The sequence below is a fragment of the Pseudoclavibacter sp. RFBA6 genome (genome assembly GCF_002931575.1).
Lineage (GTDB): Bacteria > Actinomycetota > Actinomycetes > Actinomycetales > Microbacteriaceae > Pseudoclavibacter > Pseudoclavibacter terrae.
In genome coordinates this window covers 1-18400 of sequence record NZ_PSUA01000004.1, presented here as the reverse complement: position 1 = coordinate 18400, position 18400 = coordinate 1, and the positions used below count along the sequence as shown (strand labels likewise).

Genomic DNA, 18400 nt, shown 5'->3' with positions numbered 1-18400 from the left:
GCGCAGCCGAAACACGGGGTTGAACCTCCAGCCTCCTGCTGTTACCCCTCGCGCTCCCTGAAGGAAAACGCCAGTTCAACGGCACTATCCGCCCGCGGAGGTCGGAGCCTGAGAACGCAGTGTGAGTGGACGTTCGGAACGTCACCGGTTCGGTCTGGATAGGGTCGGCAGGTTGCGAGGACGACGTCCGTGACCACCAGGACTACGACCGCGCTTGCCGACGGCGGGGCAGGCTGGCGGCCACTACCGCTCCGGGTCCGGCACGACGAAGGGCCGGTCGTCAGCCTGAGCTGACGACCGGCCCTTCGTCGCGTGAAGTGGGTTGCGGCTACTCCGAGCGCGACCCGTCGGCGCTGGCGCCGCCCGCACCGACGCTGCCCTCGTTCGAGGTCAGGGGCTGGTCCGTGCCGAGGGCTTCGTCGATCGCGCCGTCAGCGGTCGCGCCGCCTGCGCCGACGCTTCCTTCTTCGGGGCCGTCGAGATCATGCGAGCCGTGAACATCTGCGTTCGACATCGTGGTCCTTTCCGTGCGGCAGCCGCCGCGGTGCTGTGGAGGTCGTGAGTGCCCGGCCGGGAGCCGAACGCACCCCACATTCCCCCGCGCATCCTGCGATCGCCTGGGTGCCACCCGGACGCACGCTGATCCGCGGGCGCGGGCGCGGGCGGGTGTGGTTCAGCGGTAGCGGCGCGGGACCCTCCAGGGCTCGCCGAAGACCGCGTTCCAGCCCTCGGGCTCGAAGGGGCTGTCGCCACCGGCCGGGTAGTTCGTCAGCTCTCCGAAGATGACCCGATCCGGCAGGTGGTACAGGTCGACGCGCACGAAGTCGGTCTCCGCGCCAAGTCTCGCCGCGATCTCCAGCATCTCGTCAAGTCGAGCGGGCCGAGGAGGAGTCGGCGACCGCCAGGGCAGACCGCCGGACATGTCGAGGTGCGTCCAATCGGGTCGGAAGAAGTCCTGCGTCCGCTCGTCAAACCGCCCGCCGTCGACCTGCACGAAGTGCACCACCCCGTGGAAGACGAAGAACTTGAAGTCCTCGGGCACCGCGCCGTCCTCGCCGACGAGAAACTCCTCGACCAGCACGCGGCGCGGCATCCGCCCGTACACCCACTCCTTGTTGGGGCCTTGGCCGTACAGCTTCGACACCCACCCCTCGCCGATGGCGGCGAGGTGCTCCCGGTTCGCATGCTCGGGACGCACGTGCGCGTACACCCACCCCCATCTGGCTTCCGGCAGCCGCGCCTCTGCCGGCGCTGCGGGCGAGACGACGACCACGGCGCCGGAGCCGTGCGTCGGCTTGACGACGTACGACTCAGGCAGCTCGAGGGCCTCCAGCTCGCGAGGGTCGTCGAGCACCCCGTAGGCCTTCGGGAGGTACCGCGCGCCGACGGCCGCCTCCACGTAGCCCCGCACGGCGGCCTTGTCGGCGAAGGTCACGATGAGCTGCCGCCGATCGCGCAGCATCTTGGAGCGCACCTTGTCCGTGAACGTCACCGGATTTGCGGTGCGTGCGAGACGCCAGACGCGCACGAGGCGACTGTGCTCGCGCCATCGACGGAACCGGCGTCGCCAGGGGGTGATCGGTGCGCGCATCCGCCCAGTTTGCCGCGCATCTCGCGGTCAACCGCGTCACGCCCTGCCGTGCGACCAGATTACCCAAGGGGCTTGCGCAAATTTCTTGGATCAGCTAGCGACGACGCCGCTGGCGACAAAATGCCTGGTCATGGTGGTGCGTTCGCCGATGTAGCTGCCGACCTCGGTCGAAAACCCGCGAACCTCCAAGCTCCTCCCAGACCGCCCCGTCACGCTTTCTGGGAACGGCAGAGGAGCTCCCCCATGATTCCCATCTCCGCATTGACCGGATACGAACTCACGCAGACCACGGCAGGCACCGTCGCCCTCGAACGCGAAGGGATGCCACTCGGATTCATCGTCGACGTCGAGGGCGTGCACGTCGTCCTCCGCGGCGCACGCGTGGACACCGGCATCGAGATCAGCCAGCACGTGCAGCTCGAGCGGGCGATCGAATCGCTCGTCGCGGCCTGCTGCGAAGGCGAGGCGCAACTGGCCACCCGTCGCGCCTCGACCGGCGAGATGCCGTCGACCAGTCGCGTGAGCTCCGTCGTCGCCCGTCGCACGCGCGCGAAGATCCCCGGGCCCGCGCGCTGACCGCGCGGGCCAGCAGGGCCCACCAGGTCGCTCCCGCTCTCCCTTCCGGCCGGCCCGGGCCGTGTGGTCCGCGCCTACGACAGCCAGACCAGGCTGACGATCACCCACACGACAAGCAGCACGATCATCGCGCCCGAGGCGAGCAGCGTCGAGATGGTGGCCGCACGGTTGATCCGCTGAGCCCGCTCCACTCGTCCAACCAGATCCAGTGACATCCGCTGTCCGCTGCGCAACCGCATCGCCGCGGCGACCCAGACCCCGACGACGAACAGCACCGCCACGCTCACCACGGCACCCGTGACCATCAGATCGATGGAAGACGGGAACGCCGCGACCACCGGCGGCTCCGCAGGCAACGCGGTGGGCAACCGCAGCGCGCTCGAGTCGAACGCGAGCAGCTGGAACGGGTGGGAGCGCATAGGACCTGGCTTCGCGTCGGGGGCATCGGGCTGACCTGCTCAGATCACCCCGACGACGGCCCCTGGCCCAGGGGCCCACATCGTGGACGCCCAGTCGGGGGATCGAGCCAGGAGCCGACGACGGGTGCCTCTAGTCTGTCGCCGCCCAGCAATTGCGCCGTTCTCCTGGCGCAACGACGCTGACACCGCTACCCTGGCGCGCGTTCCGGTGCTCCGGGATGCGCGGCTACGCCTCGTCGACGCCCCGAGACGGGAGGTCGGACGTCGCCGGCCCCTCGATCCGCGTCCCATCAGGCGCGAACCGGGACGCGTGCAGCGGGCAGTCCCACGAGCAGTCCTCGTCGTTCCAACGCAGGACGCCGCCGAGGTGCGTGCAGACCGCCGACACCGAGCGGGTGACCCCGTCGACCGTGCTCACGGCCACCGGCACACCGCCAGAACGACCGACGCTCCCCTCCCCCTCCGCCGGATACGCCTCCGGCGAGGAGAGCTCCGCCCGCGCCCAGTCGCCGACCGCGGTCACGCCGACCTCCGCGCCGCGGGCGACCAGGCCGCCCAGCTTCGAAGTGGTGACCCGCCGGTCGTAGAGCGTGTGCATCCATTCCGCTCGCTCGTCGAGGATCCGGCCGCGCAGATCGTGCGCTGCGGCGATGCCGTTCGAGAGCCCCCACTTGTTGTAACCGGTGGCGTAGAGGATGCGCGGATGGACCGGGTTCGCGACGCCAGAGGACGGTGCCGCGTCCGGCTCCTCGTAGTCCTGCGCCGACCAGCGGTACTTCTCGGGGGCCACCAGCCCGAACGTCTCCTGACCCCACTGGCTGAGGGCATCCACGCGCTCGCGGGAGGAGACGCTGGCGCCGACCTTGTGGCCTGCCCCGCCGACCACGAGGTGGTGTCGTCCCGCGGTGGTGTACTCGCGCAGCGAGATGGTCTCGCGGTCGAGGCCCAGGTACATGCCGGTGAGCAGCGGCATCCCGGTCTCGAAGCCGAGCGCGTAGGAGCGGTAGGCGGTGAGGGTCGTGAACTCGGCGCTGCGGTCGACGATGGGGAAGCCGGTCCCGATGATGACGTGCCCGCCGCGCACGGAGAGGTCGCGGCCGGCGCGGCTCGCGTGCACGTCGACGTGCGTGCGGTGGTGGTCGACGCCCGTGACTCGCGTGTTGAGGGAGAGGTGCACGCCGAGCTCGGTCGCCCGTTCGACGAGCGCGAGGATCAGTTCGTACGGGTTGAGCTGCAGGCCGCCGTCGAGGGTGACGGCGTCGAGGATCTCGAACGGCAGCTCCGCGGCGACCTCGGCGCCCACGGGAAGGCGGAGCGCTTCCGCCGCCTCCCGCTGCTGCGCCACCTGCTTCACGCCCTGCTCCGTGCGAGCGAAGAGGATGGAGGTGCGCTCCTGCATGGGCACCTGCCGCGCCGCGCAGAACGCCCTCGCCCAGTCGATGGCGGCGAGATTGCCCTGCACGTAGGCGGCCGCGACCTCATCACCCCGCCTGCTCCGCAGCGAGCTCAGCGTCTGGCCGTGCAGCAGCGAGAGCTTGCCCGTGCTGTTGACGGTCGCAGAAGCGGCCAGGTCATGCGCTTCCAGCACGCCCACCCGCAAGCCCGACTCGGCGAGCAGCACGGCGCTCGTGAGCCCCGTGATCCCAGCGCCGACGACCAGCACGTCGTAGGCCTCGTCGGCTTCCACGCCCCGTGCTTCGGGGTGCTCGGTCGTCCGCTGCCCGAGGGCTGTCCAGATTTCGTGCCGTTCAGAGTCGTGCTTCGCTTCGCTCATGGCGCCAACGCTAGGAACCCAACCCGAGTTTCCCGTCAGTATTGACTCCGGGCGGATGAGGTCGGTGAGAACGAGCGCAGGTCACCGTGTCAAGGGGAACGGACTTCCCAGGTGGCTTGTCTTCACTGGATGCATGACACCAACATCCAAGACCCTACGGACTGCCCTCGCCGCCTCCGCGGCGCTCGCTGCTTCCCTCCTGCTGGCCGGTTGCGGTGGCGACGAGGTCGTGCAGAGCCCGATCTCCCCCGACACCGGGGTGCCGACTTCGACGACCGAGGAGACCGCGGACGAGGACGACACGATGACGGTCTCCCCCGATCCCGAGGAGACCGAGTCGATGACCGACTCGCCGACGCCGACCCCCTCGATGAGCGAGACGCCGACGCCGTAGCGGCGGGAGCGGCGTGAGCGGCGTGAGCGGCGTGAGCGGCCGCGGCTCTCAGGCGCTGCGGAACACCGTCACGAGCTCCCCGATACCGGCCACGCGGATGCGCACGGAGTCCCCGTCGGCGAGTGCACGGTGCTCTCGCAGGGCATCCGGCAGCTTCTGCGGCGAACCGGTTGCGATGACGTCGCCCGGCTGAAGCGTGATGGACTGCGAGACGTATGACACGATCTCCGCGAACGGGAAGATGAGCGTCGACGTGCTCTGCGAGACGGTCGTCTTCCCGTCGCGGATGACCTCGACGAGCAGGTCTGCGGGGTCCGCGATCTCGTCGGCCGTCACGATCGCCGGCCCGATGGGCGCGAAGCCGTCGAAGCACTTGCCGAGGGTCCACTGGCTCGTGCGGTTCTGCCAGTCGCGGGCCGAGACGTCGTTGACCAGCGTGTAGCCGGCGACGTGGTCGAGGGCGTCCTCCGCGGAGACGGCGGCCGCCGTGCGCCCGATGACGACCCCGATCTCGCCCTCGTAGTCGACGTCGTCGCTCTGCGGCGGCAGGACGACGGCGTCGTCCGGCCCGAGCGTCGTGTTGGCGGTCTTCACGAACACGTCCGGATGCTCGGGGTCGGGCTGGCCTTCTCCGCCCGCGACCACGTGGCCGCGGTAGTTGTAGCCGATGCACAGCAGCACGCGCGGTGAGACCGGCGCGAGCAGTCGCTCGCCGTCGCGCGCGGGAAGGCTGGACGGGTCAGCCGCGTCGACGACGGCACGTGCATCCGCCAGCGCCCCCTCATCCGTGAGCAGCTCGAGCGTCGAGGCGACGACCCCGGACAGGTCGACCAGCCGGTCGCCGCCGCCCGAGTCGACGAGCGCTGCGGGCACGCTGACACCAGCGCGGTCCCAGGTGACGATCCTCATGCGGAGACTCCCTCGCTCAATCCGCCGCTCACCAGTAGCGCTTCCAGTCGGGGCGGGAGGCGCGGGTCAGCGCCTCGAGGTAGAAGTAGTCGCCCCAGAGGGTTCCCTCGTCGACGCCGACGAGCTTCGGCAGGTCATAGACGCCGTGCAGGAGGAGCGCGTCGGACGACTCGGGCGGCTGCGGGGTGGCTTCGGCGATGAGCGCGTCGATCTGCGCGTGCGCCGCCTGGAGCGCGCGAGCGGAGCGCTCGGGGTCGGGCTCGACGGCGGCGAGCTCGAAGAACCCGCACGCGGCGATCGCGGCGGCCGAGCTGTCCCGGGGCGCATCGCTGCCCTCGGCGTACACGAGGTCCCAGTACGGGATGCCGTCGCTCGGCAGGTGCGCCAGGTAGTAGTCGGCGCACCGCCAGGCCGCCTCGAGCTGCCGCGGGTCGCCGACCGTCTGTGAGTTGAGCGCGAAGCCGTAGATGCCCCACGCCTCGCCGCGCGCCCAGCACGACTCGTCGAACGCACCCTGCTCGGTGCCGCCGCGCAGGGGCTCGCCGGTCTCCGCATCCCAGTAGAACGTGTGGAACGTGGAGTCGTCGGCACGGAAGATCTGCGTGCGCAGCTGCTCCGTGTGCCGGCGCACCGCATCCGCATACCGGGGGTCGCCCGTCTGCTCGCCCACCCAGCTGAGCAGGGGCATGTTCATGAGGCTGTCGATGATGGCGCGGCCCCGCTGCGCGGGGTCGCTGAGGTCGCCCCAGGCCTGCAGGATGCCGGCCGGCTCGAGGAAGCGCGTCATGAGGCGCTCGCCCGCCTTGATGCCGGCCGTGCGCCAACGCTCGTCGCCGGTCTGCTTCCACGCTGTGACGACGGAGAGCGAGTAGAGGAAGCCGAGGTCGTGCGTCTCGAGGTCCTCGTCTGCGTACAGGCGCCGCTCGAAGTCGGCGGCGTGCGCAAGCGCGGCCTCGTGGAAGTCGGCGTCGCCCGTGACGTCGCCGGCGAGCCACATCATGCCCGGCCAGAAGCTGGTGGTCCAGCCACGGTTCGCGCCTTCCGCGAAGAGGTCGGTCGCGGGGCGCAGCGGGTACTTGTTGTCGCTGGTCGTGTCGTCCGGGTAGGCGGCGCCGAACGCTTCGATGTTGCGTCGAACGGTGTCCGTGGCCGCTGCCAGCGCGTTCTCCACGGAGGTGGATGCGGGCGCGAAAGTCATGGGTGTTCCTTCGTGAGAGTTCGAGAGGTCGATCAGGCCGCGACGCGCGCGGGTGCCTGCTGCAGGGTGTAGCGTCCGCCAGCCCAGACGACGTAGAGACAGGCGGCGGTGGTGATGCCGATGGCGATGGCCGGTGCCGCCGTGAGCACGGCGGCTTGGACGCCGACGATCGCGAACGACGCGAAGGTCAGCGGCCAGCGGTGCACGGCGAGGAAGAGGGATGCGCGCGCCAGGGTGAGCAGGCGCGTGTCCTCGGCCTGCGTGATGGCGACGAGCGTCACCGCCGCGGTCGCGAGCGTCAGGATCGTGACGACGACGAGCAGGGGCACGAGGAGGACGCCGATGCCCGTCGGGACGAGCACGAACACATCCACGAGCGCGACCGTGACGACGGCGGACGTGACCGCCGAGATCACGAGCGCCCGCTTCCAGGTGCGGCGCACCCCGCTGATGAACGCGCGGATCACGTCGGTGTCACCCTCCGCATTCGCACGGAAGGTCGCGAACGCGCCCGCGATGCCCGGCCCTGTGAGCGCCGCGCTCGCCGCGAGCAGCGGCCACGACAGCGACGGGTCGGTGGTCACGAGCAGCACGAGGAACGGCAGGCTCATGACCGCGAGCATCAGGTTGACGGCGAGCGCCAGGTAGGTGACGTTGAACGCCGTCGCGTAGACGCCGTGCGAGATGCGCTTCATGGCCTAGCCCTTCATCCCGCTGGTCGCGATGCCCTCGACGAAGTACCGCTGGCCGAGGAGGAACACGATCGCGATGGGCAGCACCGAGATGGTGAGGCCCGCGAAGAGCACGCCGTAGTCGACGTCGTAGAGGCTCGAGACGAAGTTCTTGAGGCCCAGCTGCATGGTCCACAGGCTCGGGTCGCGCAGGTAGATGAGCGGTCCGAGGTAGTCGTTCCAGGTGTTCACGAACGTCAGCAGGGAGAGGCTCGCGATGGCCGGGATCGACAGCGGCAGCATGATGCGCCGCCAGATGCCGTACTCGCTGAGCCCGTCGAGGCGGGCCGCCTCGGAGAGCTCCATGGGGATGGTCTCGTAGAACTGCTTCATGAGGAACACCCCGAAGGCGCCGAACGCCTGCAGCAGGATGATCGCCCAGAGGGTGTTCGAGAGGTTCGCGTTCGACAGCAGGATGAACTGCGGGATCATGTACGACTGCCACGGCACGGCGATCGTGCCGACGTACAGGAGGAACAGCACGTCGCGGCCGGGGAACTTGATTCGCGAGAAGCCGTAGGCGGCGAACGAGCCCGTGAGCACCTGCAGGGCCGTGACGGTGACGGACAGGATCATCGTGTTGCCGATCCACGTCATGATGTCCGACTTGGTCCAGATATCGACGTAGTTCTGCCACACGAAGACCTCAGGGATCCACTGGACCGGCACCGAGAAGACCGCGTTGGCCTCCTTGAGCGAGCTCATGATCATCCAGAAGAACGGCGTGAGCATCGCGGCCGCGGCGACGATGAGGATGACGTAGAGCAGCGCGCGAGCGAGCTTGTGCTCTTTCTTGCCGGCGGGCTTCGCGGGCTCGACGTGGTCGGTCGAGAGGGGGGTCGTGGTCTCCTCGGGGAGGACGACTGCCATGGTCTGGGACATCAGCTGTCCTTCCGCTTGTTCCACATGAACTGGATGATCGTGACGACGATGCAGAGCAGGAACAGCACGACGGAGGCCGCTGACGCGTATCCGAACTCGTTCTCCTCGAAGCCCTTGCGGTAGATGAACTGGGAGATGACGGTCGTCGACTGGCCCGGCCCGCCCTCGGTGAGCACGAGGATGAGGTCGAAGATCTTCAGCGAGTTGATCGTCAGCATGACGGTGACGAAGAACATCGTCGGGCGCAGGCAGGGAAGCGTCACGTTCCAGAAGCGCTGCCAGGCGTTCGCGCCGTCGACGCGGGCCGCCTCGTGCAGCTCGGGCGGCACTGTCTGCAGCGCGGCGAGGAAGAGCACCATGTAGTAGCCCATGTCGCGCCATGTGCTGATGATGACCACGGCGGGCATCGCCCACTCCGTGGAGGTGAGCCAGCCTGGCGGGTTGTCGATGCCGATGAGGCGCAGGCCCTCGTTGATGGGGCCGAAGTCCGGGCTGAAGAGCAGGTTCCAGACGAGCGCGATCGCGACGATCGACGTGATGTAGGGGAAGAACGCGGCGGTGCGGAAGAACGCGACGCCGCGGAGCTTGTTGTTGAGCAGCAGCGCGAGCCCGAGCGACACGACGATCGTGAGCGGGATGTGCAGCACCGAGTAGTAGATGGTGTTGCCGAACGCGACCTGGAAGCTGCCGTCGCCCATGAGGCGGGTGAAGTTGTCGAAGCCGACGAACGTGGACGTGCCGAAGATGTTCCAGTTCGTGAGAGACATGTAGAACAGCACGATGACGGGCACGAGCGTCAGCGTGGCGAACCCGAGGAAGTTCGGGAGGATGAAGCTCCAGCCGACGAGCGTCCGCTTCAGCCGTGAGCGGTTGCGCAGCTTGCGCGCCTCGGGCGACAGGCCCTCCGGCGCGGCCTTGGGCTGCGCCGGTTCCGTTGTGGTGGTCATGATTCTCCTGGAGAGAGGTGCCGGTCGGCCGGTGAGAGAGCACCGGCCGACCGACGAGAGGGGTTAGTCGAGGCCGACTTCGTTGGCGACTCGGGTCTCGGCTTCCGTGATGGAGTCCTTGACCGACTTGGAGCCGGAGAGGATCGAGGAGTGCATGTCGTTCAGGATGTTCTGGACGGCCGCGGTCTTCGAGTTGGTCGGGCTCTCGGGGAGCGTCTCGTGCGTCTGCACGGCGAACGAGGAGAGTTCGTCCTGCGGGGCGCCCTCGACGCCGAAGTACGCCTCGACGACGGGGTCGCTCAGGAGCGCCGGGGTGATGCCGATGCCGGCGAGCTTCGTGGCTGCCTCTTCGCTTGCTGCGTAGGCGAGGAAGTCCTTGGCGGCCTGCGTCTTGCCCTCGTCGATGTTGGCGTTGATGCCGAAGCCGGCAGGGTCACCGAAGGTGATGGGCGTGTTCTCGAGACCGGCGGTGGATGCATCCATCTGCGGCACGGGTGCGATGCCCCACTCGAAGTCGTCGGCCTCGCCGGCCGCCTGCTGCGAGATGAGCGTCGCCACGAACCACGAGCCCATGGGGATCATCGCGGCCTTCTGCTTGCCGAACTCGCCCTGGTAGGTGAGCTTGTTGGCCGTGACCGTGTTGAAGGAGGCCTGCGCGCCGTCGTCCTGCAGCTTCAGGGAGTTGTCGTAGTACTTCTCGAAGTAGTCGTACTCTCCGCTGAAGATATCGCCGTCAGCCTGCGCGTTGGCGAAGCCCTGGACGGTCGACTGCCAGCTGTGCTGGTGCGCGCCCTTGGCGGTCGAGCCTGCTGCGGTGAGGTTCTGCGTCAGGAGGTCGGCGTTCTCGACGTAGTCGTCCCAGGTCCAGCTGCCGTCTGGGTAGGCGACGCCCGCCTGGTCGAAGAGGGCCTTGTTGTAGTAGAGCACCCACGAGTCCTGGCGGTACGGGGTCGCCCACGTGGTGCCGTCGATCTCGTACGACGTAGCGCCGCTGATGCCCTCAGGCAGCTCGATGTCGGACACGTCGAGCAGCTGTCCGCCTTCCTGGAAGGTGGTGACGAACTTCGTCTCCTTCTGCGTGATGATGTCGGGGCCCGAACCGGCCGCGAGGTCAGCCGTGATCAGCGTGTTGTACTCGGCGGGGTCGTAGTCGATGACCTCGACGGTCACGTCGGGGTACTTCTCCGTGAAGCCGTCCGCCAGCAGCTGGAACTCGGGGGTGGATGCGACGCTCCAGCCCGACACCGACAGCGTGATGGGGCCGTCTGGGTCGACGCTCCCGCCACCGCTGCATCCGGTGAGGGCCAGTGCGGCGGCGGCGAGGCCCGCAGTGGCGATCATGGTGCGCTTCTTCATGGTGCTGCTCCTTTGCTGCAATGAACGGGACCCGCTTCGGATCCCTGAAAACCGACGCCCGGGCTACGAGAGGCGGTAGTTGGTGAGGTCGACGGTGCTGTGCGCACCGTCTGACCAGGTGATGGCGGCGAGCTCGTGCGTGAGATCGACGCCGGTGGTGAGGCTTGGGGTGTGGTCAGCGCCCGCCAGCGTGAGGTGGGCGGCGGCCCAGGTGCCGGTTTCGACTGGGGCGTCGAGCACGGGCACCGCGGTGGATGCGCCGAGCGGGCTCGCGTCCGTCCGGGTGACCGTCCGTGCCGTGGTGCCGGCCGTCAGGCCGCGGAGGGCGCTCGTGATCTGCGCATCCTGTCGGCTCGTGACGGGCCAGCCACCCCAGCGCAGCATCCAGTCGTTCTCGTCGATGCCGGCGGCGAAGTCGGTGACGCGGGCGAGGCGCACCTCTTCGGCGCCGCGCACCACCGAGACGACGGTGAGGCGGGCGACGACCGTCGCTTCGCCGTCGAGGCCGGAGCCGTGGCGCTGCTGCTTCGCGTTCGGAACCAGCGTGTGGGCGAGCCAGGTGGATGCGGCCACGCCGGCGTCACCGTCGGTGGTCGTCGCGAGGAGCTCCATCGCGGCGCGGTGCGTGGCGGTCTCGGTGCCTGCGGTGGCGTCCTTGCCCGTGGTGGCGCTCTCGACGAGCGCGACCGACTGCTCGAGGGGTTCGTGCCAGGCGGCGTCGTCGAGCAGCGGGCTGGTGGCGCTCGAGTAGGCGATGCGGGCGTAGAGGGGCGAGTCGCCGACGAGGGTATCCGGCTTCGCATGGTCGGTGCCGTGGTTGGCGATGCGCACGATCCCGTCACTTTTCGTGCCGGTCACGACCCAGCCGGGGGCAGTGATCGTGCGCACGAAGTCGCCCCGCTCGACGGGGAGCGGCTCGGCCTCGGCGGCCCAGACGGGGTGATCGGCGGGGAGAAGGATGCCAAGCAGGCCCTTCGAGGCCCAGTACGGGGAAGCAGGGCCGGAGTAGGCCTGCGCCAGCTGGCGCCACTCTCCGAGCCAGCCCATCGTGAGGAGGCCGCGCTCATCCGGCACTCCGCGCTCGGCGAAGTGCGAGACGACGTTCTCCGCCGCGTGGCGGAGCGCGCCGAGCGAGACCGAGGGAACCTCCGCGAGCGCGCCCACCCAGAAGGGGGCCGCGGCCGCGAAGCGGTAGATGAGGCTGCGTCCCTGCAGGAGCGGCGAGCCGTCACCCCCGATGAGGTGCACGGCGTCCTGCAGGAAGCGGTCGAGAGCGGCGACATCGCCGGCGAGGCGATCGCCCGCGAGCTCACCGGCCCCGCGCATCCGCGACCAGAGGACCGGGTAGATGTGCAGCGCCCAGCCGACGTAGTGATCGTAGGAGCGCTCCTCCCCGTCGGAGAGCCAGCCGTCGGCGCGCACGAACGAGTCGTGCAGGGCGAGGTCGGCGGTGACGTCCTCCGGCGACCAGGGGCCGCCGACGGAGCGGAGGAAGGTCTGCACGACGAGGCGGAACCAGAGCCAGTTCGTGCGCGGGTAGGTGTCGTCGCCGACGGCCGGGGCGAAGTAGCCGATGACGCGCTGCCGCGTGAGCTCGTCGAGCGCATCCCAGATCCAGGGGCGGGTGAGATCGAGGATGAGGGCGAGCGACGCCGCCTCGACCTTGGCCTGCGGGTGCTCTTCGAGGCGGACCCAGCGGTCGGCCGCGTCCGGGTCGACGCCCGTGCGAATGCCCTCGGAGAAGAAGGAGATGAGGTCGTCGACGCCCTGACCCCGCTCCCCCGCGATGCGGAAGCCGGCCAGCAGGAACGTGCGGGCGAAGCCCTCGAGGCCGTCGATGTCGTGACCGTAGCCACCCTCGGCGCCGGGAGGGGTGATGCGCCCCTTGCCCGGAGAGGACCAGGCCATGGCGCCCGCGAGGAGGCGGTCGGCGTAGCCGGTCCAGTCGTCGCGGGTCCATGCTCGCTGCGACGCTGGCGGCACCGCAGCGGCGGGCGCTTCAGGCGTGAATGCAGTGGACACGGATTCTCCTTTGAATTGCCGTCCGGGGGTTCGAGTGGTCACCCCGGGGTGGTGACGTTTCGAAAGAGTAGCAATCAATCTCGATCACAACAATGCGGTTATGATCGTACATGATCGTTTACGATCGATTCGTGCGGCACCACCATCACCGCAGCAGCGGCGAGCACCACCCCCGAGAAGTAGGTCGACGATGACAGACACCACGGACATTCCCGTGCAGAGCGACACCGCGTTCCGTGGCCCCCTCTCGCGCACCCTCGACGAGCAGCTCGACGGCCGGAGCCTTGACGAGGTCATCGCCGATCCCGACCACGCGCTCCCCGTGCCACCCGCATCCACCTGGCACGCCGGGCTACCCGACGCGCGCACCCTCGCAGACATGACCGAACGCGCCACCGCCGAACAGGGCACGCCATGGCCACAACCGCGGGCGAGCGACGCCGCCAGGTACCACGGCGACGGCAATCGGATCGCCTGGGAGACACCCGCCTTCGCGCGCCAGGAACGCCTGACCCGCACCGTGGTCGCCGCTGCGGCCGACCCGTCGCTGCTCACCGAGGTCGTCGACGGCGTCATCCTGCTCTGCGAGCAGAGCACCTGGTGCTGGCCCGCCCACGACGACACGTTCGCCCGGCACGGCTCAGTGCTCGCAACACTCACCGACCCCTACCTCGACCTCGGCGCCGGCGAAGTCGTCGGCCAGCTCGCCTGGATCGACCAGCTGCTCGGCGACCAGCTCGACGCGCACTACCCGGGCGTGCGGGCCCGCATCCGCCACGAAGCTCGCGTGCGCGTCTTCGAGCCGTTCGAGCGGCGCCGCGACTGGCACTGGCTCGGCCTCGACGGGGACGCGCACAACTGGAACCCGTGGATCCACGGCAACGTGCTCGTCGCCGCCCTCCGACTGCTCGACGCTCCGAGCGAGGCCGCCGAACGCGCGCGCATCCTGGAACTCGTCGTCGAAGGGCTCGACCGCTACGTCGCCGTGCTCCCAGAAGACGGGGCCATCGACGAGGGCTACGCCTACTGGTGGAACGGCGCCTGCCGCCTCCTCGAAGCCCTCGACCTGCTCACCTTCGCGACCGGTGGCGCCTTCGACCCCGTGCCCAGCATCCGCTCGCTGCGCGAGACCGTGGCCTTCCCGCACCGCATGCACCTCGGCGGCGGCTGGTTCGTGAACGCCGCCGACGGGCAGGCAAAGCCCAGCAGCGACCAGCCATGGCACTCCCTGCACCGAGCGGCCGTGCGCGCTGGAGACGCGGACGCGCAAGCGTTCGCGGCCTCCCACCGCCGCCCATCAGAGGCCGCGGTCGTCGAGGCCGAGGGGCTCGGGCGAGCGCTGCGCGGGCTCACCGATGCGGTCTGGCTGCAGCTGACCCCACCCGCTCCCCCGGCCCCCGCATCCACCTGGCTCCCCTCCACGCAGATGCTCGTCGCCCGCGAGCACGACGGCTCGTCTTCGGGCTTGTCGGTCGCGGTCAAGGGCGGCCACAACGACGAGAACCACAATCACAACGACGTCGGCACGTTCCTCGTCGCCTCCGACGGCGTGCCGGTCATCGTCGACGCCGGGCGCCCCAGCTACGACGCCCGCACCTTCAGCGAGCGCCGCTACGAGCTGTGGCCCATGCAGAGCGAATGGCACAACGTGCCGGTCATCGCGGGGCGCGGGCAGCCGACAGGGCGCGAGTACGCGGCGGAAGTCGTCAGCGTGCAGACGGGAGCCGGACCCTCGCTCGAACTCGAGTTGGCCGGCGCCTACGACGTCAATGGGCTCGAGTCGTGGCGCCGCGAGGTGGCCCTCGACCGCGAACGCGCCGAGGTGCGCATCCACGACGCCTGGCACTGGGCTGCCGCCGATGCCGCGCGCGCTGCCGCACCCGCACCCGTCCCCGCAAGCCCCACAGAGTTGTGGCCCAGCGCATCTGCGAGCGCCGGGAACAGCACCTCGCCACAACTCTCACCCGACGACGACGCCGCACCCACGACCGCGAGCTCCACAGAGTTGTGGCCAAGCGCGGTCCGTGAGGAGCTGAACAGCACCTCGCCACAACTTTCCGCATCTGACGCCGACGCGACCGACGCGACCGACTCGGCCGACTCGACGTCCTCCTCTGCCGCACACGCCCCGGCGCAACTGCGGCTGCTGCTCGCCGGCGACGTGGCCCTCACCCCTGACAGTCAAGGTGACGACAGCGCCATCATCACCCCTCTGGGTGGCGGCACGCGGGTCCACGTCACCTGGACTGGCACCGCCTCCGCGACCCTCACGCCGATCGAGCTCGACGACCCGATGCTCGCTGACGTGTGGGGCCCTAGACTCGTGCGACTCGACCTCGACGTCGCCGACCGGTCAACGATGACCGTCACCGTGCGCCAGGAGCACTCGACACCGCCCTTCGGGGGCATGAACGCTGTGGGGGACGCAGAATGATGGAACAAGGATCACGGCTCGCCGCCGAACGGCGCGACCTCATCCTCGAACGGCTGCTCGCGTCCGGTGCGGTGCGGGTCGCCGAGCTGACCGACGAGCTCGAGGTCACCCCGGTGACGCTGCGCCGCGATCTGCAGCAGCTCGAATCGGACGGCCTGCTGGTGCGCGTGCACGGCGGCGCGGTGCTCCCGCCCGAAGGCGCCCCGGCCCTGCAGTCGCGTCAGGCGACGAACGGCGCGCAGCACACCATCGGGGTGCTCGTGCCGTCGCTCGACTTCTACTGGCCGCGTGTGATCCGAGGCATGGAGCAGGCGGCTCGCGAGCAGGGCGCGAAGCTGCTGCTGCGGGGCACCTCCTACGAGATGCAGGATGAGCGGCCCGTGCTCGAGCGGATGGTCGAGCACGAGGGCGTCACCGGTCTCGTCGTCGCCCCCAACACCGACACCGACCATGCCCGCGAGGTCATGGAGTGGCTGCACGAGTCCGGGCTGCCGTTCGTGCTCGCCGAGCGCGATGCCGTCGTCGGCCCAGACCGCACACCCGCGGAGTCCGTCACCACCGACCACGCCCTGGGCGCCGTCCTCGCAGCCCGCCACCTCGCGCAGCTCGGCCACCGCAAAGTGGGCCTCTTCATCTCGCGGAACTCGCCAACGTCGCGCAAGATCATCGCCGGATGGTCGGCCGCCTGCCGCGAGCTGGGCCTCACGCCAGGTGAGCACGTCGAGCGCATCCTGCCCGACCGCCGCGACCCGCGCTTCTCGGGGGCCGTGGATGCGGTGCTCGACGCGGTCCTCGAGGCCGGCGTCACCGCCCTGCTCGTGCACTCCGACCGGGAGGCGATGGCGATCATCGACGTCGCCCTCGCGCGGGGGCTCAGCGTGCCGGACGACCTCTCGGTCGTGGCGTACGACGACGAGGTCGCCGACCTGTTCACACCCGCGCTGACCGCCGTGACCCCGCCGCGATCGTCGCTGGGGCGGGCCGCCGTCGAGACGCTCCTCGCGCGCATCGCCGACCCGTCGAGGCCCGTGCACCGCACCGTGCTCAGCCCGAGCTTCAACTCGCGACTCTCGACGGCACCGCCCAGAGCCATCTGAGCGGGGCGGTGCGGGTCCCCATCCGCACCGCATCCGCATCCGCATCCGCTCGAAAGGGTTCTCCCAGGTTTCCTTTACGGAAGTCTGTCTACTATCTCCCGAAGCAAGGGGAGTACTCCCGTCTGCGGTGTGCCCGTCAATACGAGCGTGATTCCACGTTCCGGGGCGCCGGCTCCACCAGCATCACCCCCACGAGGTGCTGGTCGAGCGGAGGAGACCTTGGTGTCGCTGTCGAACACCGAACCCCCCTTTGGAGTACCCCCATGCAGGTGACCACCACCGTCTGGCTGATCACGATCGCCGTGACGATCGGCTTCTTCGTCTACGAGTTCTTCGCCCACGTGCGGAAACCACACGAGCCGACCATCCGCGAATCCGCGCGCTGGTCCGCCTTCTACATCGGCCTAGCGCTGCTGTTCGGCGTCGGCATCGGCTTCGTCACCGACTGGCGCTACGGCGGCGAGTACTTCGCCGGCTACCTGACCGAGAAGGCACTGTCGCTCGACAACCTCTTCCTGTTCCTCATCATCATGTCCGGCTTCGCGGTGCCGAAGATCTACCAGCAGAAGGTGCTGATGATCGGCATCGTCATCGCCCTCATCATGCGCGGCGGCTTCATCGCCGTCGGAGCCGCCCTCATCGAGAACTTCTCCTGGGTCTTCTACCTGTTCGGCGCGCTGCTGTTCGTCCTCGCCTACCAGCAGATCAAGGGCGACCACGGCGACCCCTCGAACAACGCGTTCATGCGCTTCGTGCGCCGCATCCTGCCCGTCACCGACGAGTACCACGGCGACAAGCTGACCGTGAAGAAGGACGGCAAGCGCTGGGTCACCCCGATGCTCCTCACGATCGTCGCGATCGGCTTCATCGACCTGGTCTTCGCGCTCGACTCGATCCCCGCCATCTACGGCCTCACGAACGAGGCGTACATCGTGTTCACCGCGAACGCCTTCGCCCTCATGGGCCTGCGCCAGCTGTTCTTCCTCATCGGCGGACTCCTTGAGCGCCTCGTCTACCTCAGCCAGGGCCTCGCCGTCATCCTCGGCTTCATCGCCGTGAAGCTCGTCTTCCACGCCCTGCACGTCAACGAGGTGCCGTTCATCAACGGCGGCGAGCCGCTGCTGTGGGTGCCCGAGATTCCGATCTGGTTCTCGCTCACGTTCATCGGCGCGACCATCGCGGTCGCGACCATCGCGAGCCTCCTCAAGACGCGCGGCGACCGCAGCAAGTCCGAGCGCTCCACGGTGCAGGGCGAGCCCATCGAGACGGCCGCGGACGCGGCGGAGGAGGCGGATACGCGGGATGCGCGGGATGCGCGCACGAGCACGCGCACGCACACAGGCACGTCCTTGGGCCACGTTTCCAGCTCGTCCTCGAGCGACGCGACCCGCACCGGCGGGCGATCCAACGACGCCTAGCGGCAAGCGCCGCTCAGGCGGAAACGCGGCGGCTGAAGAAACCCCGCCCAGGCGGAAACGCGGCCTGATGTCGATCGCTGCCAGCCAAATGGCCCCTCGCGTCGCTCAGCCGTCGTCTCAGCGGTCGTCTCAGCGGTCGTCTCAGCGGTCGTCACTGCCAGCCAAATGGCCCTTCTGGACTTCCCAGAAGGGCCATTCGACTGGCAGCGACGCGGATGCGGCGCGGATGCGGCGCGGCGGATCGCCCCGCAAGCTTCACGAGGCGGAGACAAGAGCCGTGGGCGGCGGAGACGCGAGCCGTGGGCGGCGGAGCCTCACCTCGAAGAACACGACCAACGCTGCCAGTCAAGCGGCCCTTTAGCACCGCCGAGAAGCAAGCACTGCCAGCCAAATGGCCCTTCTGGACTTCCCAGAAGGGCCATTTGACTGGCAGCGACGCGGATGCGGCGCGGATGCGGCACGGATGCGGCGCGGATGCGGCGCGGCGGATCGCCCCGCAAGCTTCACGAGGCGGAGACAAGAGCCGTGGGTGGCGGAGACGCGAGCCGTGGGTGGCGGAGACGCGAGCCGTGGGCGGCGGAGCCTCACCTCGAAGAACACGACCAACGCTGCCAGTCAAGCGGCCCTTTAGCACCGCCGAGAAGCAAGCACT

16 protein-coding genes are annotated in these 18400 nt (G+C 69.2%); 5 read left to right on the top strand and 11 right to left on the bottom strand.

What is annotated here, in order from left to right; translation table 11 throughout:
* Nucleotides 1-328: 328 nt before the first annotated feature.
* Complete coding sequence (locus C5C17_RS02420; RefSeq protein ID WP_104251799.1) at nucleotides 329-514, bottom strand: hypothetical protein; 186 nt, start codon at nucleotides 512-514, stop codon at nucleotides 329-331.
* Between the two features lie 159 nt (nucleotides 515-673).
* Nucleotides 674-1591: an ATP-grasp fold amidoligase family protein gene (locus C5C17_RS02415; RefSeq protein WP_104251798.1), complete on the bottom strand. Its 918-nt coding sequence runs from the start codon at nucleotides 1589-1591 to the stop codon at nucleotides 674-676.
* Between the two features lie 243 nt (nucleotides 1592-1834).
* On the opposite strand from C5C17_RS02415, the gene C5C17_RS02410 reads away from it, so the two are divergent.
* Complete coding sequence (locus tag C5C17_RS02410; RefSeq protein ID WP_104251797.1) at nucleotides 1835-2167, top strand: hypothetical protein; 333 nt, start codon at nucleotides 1835-1837, stop codon at nucleotides 2165-2167.
* 74 nt (nucleotides 2168-2241) lie between these two features.
* On the opposite strand, the gene C5C17_RS02405 is transcribed toward C5C17_RS02410, so the two are convergent.
* Both C5C17_RS02405 and C5C17_RS02400 read right to left on the bottom strand, forming a co-directional pair.
* Nucleotides 2242-2586, bottom strand: a complete 345-nt coding sequence (locus tag C5C17_RS02405; RefSeq protein ID WP_104251796.1) for a hypothetical protein — start codon at nucleotides 2584-2586, stop codon at nucleotides 2242-2244.
* Nucleotides 2587-2812: 226 nt separating this feature from the next.
* Nucleotides 2813-4360, bottom strand: coding sequence for an FAD-dependent oxidoreductase (locus tag C5C17_RS02400; protein WP_104251795.1), 1548 nt, complete (start codon nucleotides 4358-4360; stop codon nucleotides 2813-2815).
* A 133-nt stretch (nucleotides 4361-4493) separates the two neighbouring features.
* Here C5C17_RS02400 and C5C17_RS02395 point away from each other — a divergent pair, with 133 nt between their 5' ends.
* A complete protein-coding gene (locus C5C17_RS02395; protein ID WP_104251794.1) occupies nucleotides 4494-4754 on the top strand; it encodes a hypothetical protein in 261 nt (86 codons plus the stop codon).
* Between the two features lie 48 nt (nucleotides 4755-4802).
* Here the strand turns inward: C5C17_RS02395 and C5C17_RS02390 are convergent, their stop codons facing one another.
* The 7 genes from C5C17_RS02390 to C5C17_RS02360 all read right to left on the bottom strand — a co-directional run bounded on the left by C5C17_RS02390 (nucleotide 4803) and on the right by C5C17_RS02360 (nucleotide 12799).
* Entirely contained in the window at nucleotides 4803-5663 is an 861-nt protein-coding gene (locus C5C17_RS02390; protein WP_104251793.1) for a fumarylacetoacetate hydrolase family protein, read from the bottom strand.
* A 28-nt stretch (nucleotides 5664-5691) separates the two neighbouring features.
* The gene (locus C5C17_RS02385; protein WP_104251792.1) at nucleotides 5692-6861 is read right to left on the bottom strand and encodes a glycoside hydrolase family 88 protein; all 1170 of its coding nucleotides are present in this window, start codon (nucleotides 6859-6861) and stop codon (nucleotides 5692-5694) included.
* Between the two features lie 32 nt (nucleotides 6862-6893).
* A complete protein-coding gene (locus C5C17_RS02380; protein WP_104251791.1) occupies nucleotides 6894-7556 on the bottom strand; it encodes a ferredoxin-NADPH reductase in 663 nt (220 codons plus the stop codon).
* Between the two features lie 3 nt (nucleotides 7557-7559).
* On the bottom strand, nucleotides 7560-8474 hold the full coding sequence (locus tag C5C17_RS02375; protein ID WP_208851778.1) for a carbohydrate ABC transporter permease: 915 nt from the start codon (nucleotides 8472-8474) through the stop codon (nucleotides 7560-7562).
* Nucleotides 8474-9421 carry a carbohydrate ABC transporter permease gene (locus C5C17_RS02370; RefSeq protein ID WP_104251790.1) on the bottom strand — a complete coding sequence of 316 codons (948 nt, stop codon included), beginning with the start codon at nucleotides 9419-9421 and terminating at the stop codon, nucleotides 8474-8476. The genes C5C17_RS02375 and C5C17_RS02370 overlap by 1 nt, the downstream gene beginning before the upstream one ends.
* A 63-nt stretch (nucleotides 9422-9484) precedes the next feature.
* The gene (locus C5C17_RS02365) at nucleotides 9485-10777 is read right to left on the bottom strand and encodes an ABC transporter substrate-binding protein (protein ID WP_104251789.1); all 1293 of its coding nucleotides are present in this window, start codon (nucleotides 10775-10777) and stop codon (nucleotides 9485-9487) included.
* Nucleotides 10778-10840: 63 nt separating this feature from the next.
* Nucleotides 10841-12799 (bottom strand): DUF2264 domain-containing protein, encoded by a 1959-nt coding sequence (locus tag C5C17_RS02360; RefSeq protein ID WP_258065832.1) that lies wholly within the window; start codon nucleotides 12797-12799, stop codon nucleotides 10841-10843.
* A gap of 190 nt (nucleotides 12800-12989) precedes the next feature.
* Here C5C17_RS02360 and C5C17_RS02355 point away from each other — a divergent pair, with 190 nt between their 5' ends.
* From C5C17_RS02355 to C5C17_RS02345, 3 genes are all read left to right on the top strand, one after another.
* Nucleotides 12990-15233: a heparinase II/III family protein gene (locus C5C17_RS02355; protein WP_104251788.1), complete on the top strand. Its 2244-nt coding sequence runs from the start codon at nucleotides 12990-12992 to the stop codon at nucleotides 15231-15233.
* On the top strand, nucleotides 15230-16330 hold the full coding sequence (locus C5C17_RS02350) for a substrate-binding domain-containing protein (protein ID WP_104251787.1): 1101 nt from the start codon (nucleotides 15230-15232) through the stop codon (nucleotides 16328-16330). Before C5C17_RS02355 ends, C5C17_RS02350 begins: the two co-directional genes overlap by 4 nt.
* 263 nt (nucleotides 16331-16593) lie before the next feature.
* Nucleotides 16594-17748 (top strand): TerC family protein, encoded by a 1155-nt coding sequence (locus C5C17_RS02345; protein ID WP_104251786.1) that lies wholly within the window; start codon nucleotides 16594-16596, stop codon nucleotides 17746-17748.
* Nucleotides 17749-18400: the final 652 nt, after the last annotated feature.

Excerpts from the sequence above, each read along its gene's own strand:
- C5C17_RS02420 (WP_104251799.1), bottom strand. The coding sequence starts at position 514 with ATGTCGAACGCAGATGTTCACGGCTCGCATGATCTCGACGGCCCCGAA.
- C5C17_RS02415 (WP_104251798.1), bottom strand. The coding sequence starts at position 1,591 with ATGCGCGCACCGATCACCCCCTGGCGACGCCGGTTCCGTCGATGGCGC.
- C5C17_RS02410 (WP_104251797.1), top strand. The coding sequence starts at position 1,835 with ATGATTCCCATCTCCGCATTGACCGGATACGAACTCACGCAGACCACG.
- C5C17_RS02405 (WP_104251796.1), bottom strand. The coding sequence starts at position 2,586 with ATGCGCTCCCACCCGTTCCAGCTGCTCGCGTTCGACTCGAGCGCGCTG.
- C5C17_RS02400 (WP_104251795.1), bottom strand. The coding sequence starts at position 4,360 with ATGAGCGAAGCGAAGCACGACTCTGAACGGCACGAAATCTGGACAGCC.
- C5C17_RS02395 (WP_104251794.1), top strand. The coding sequence starts at position 4,494 with ATGACACCAACATCCAAGACCCTACGGACTGCCCTCGCCGCCTCCGCG.
- C5C17_RS02390 (WP_104251793.1), bottom strand. The coding sequence starts at position 5,663 with ATGAGGATCGTCACCTGGGACCGCGCTGGTGTCAGCGTGCCCGCAGCG.
- C5C17_RS02385 (WP_104251792.1), bottom strand. The coding sequence starts at position 6,861 with ATGACTTTCGCGCCCGCATCCACCTCCGTGGAGAACGCGCTGGCAGCG.
- C5C17_RS02380 (WP_104251791.1), bottom strand. The coding sequence starts at position 7,556 with ATGAAGCGCATCTCGCACGGCGTCTACGCGACGGCGTTCAACGTCACC.
- C5C17_RS02375 (WP_208851778.1), bottom strand. The coding sequence starts at position 8,474 with ATGTCCCAGACCATGGCAGTCGTCCTCCCCGAGGAGACCACGACCCCC.
- C5C17_RS02370 (WP_104251790.1), bottom strand. The coding sequence starts at position 9,421 with ATGACCACCACAACGGAACCGGCGCAGCCCAAGGCCGCGCCGGAGGGC.
- C5C17_RS02365 (WP_104251789.1), bottom strand. The coding sequence starts at position 10,777 with ATGAAGAAGCGCACCATGATCGCCACTGCGGGCCTCGCCGCCGCCGCA.
- C5C17_RS02355 (WP_104251788.1), top strand. The coding sequence starts at position 12,990 with ATGACAGACACCACGGACATTCCCGTGCAGAGCGACACCGCGTTCCGT.
- C5C17_RS02350 (WP_104251787.1), top strand. The coding sequence starts at position 15,230 with ATGATGGAACAAGGATCACGGCTCGCCGCCGAACGGCGCGACCTCATC.
- C5C17_RS02345 (WP_104251786.1), top strand. The coding sequence starts at position 16,594 with ATGCAGGTGACCACCACCGTCTGGCTGATCACGATCGCCGTGACGATC.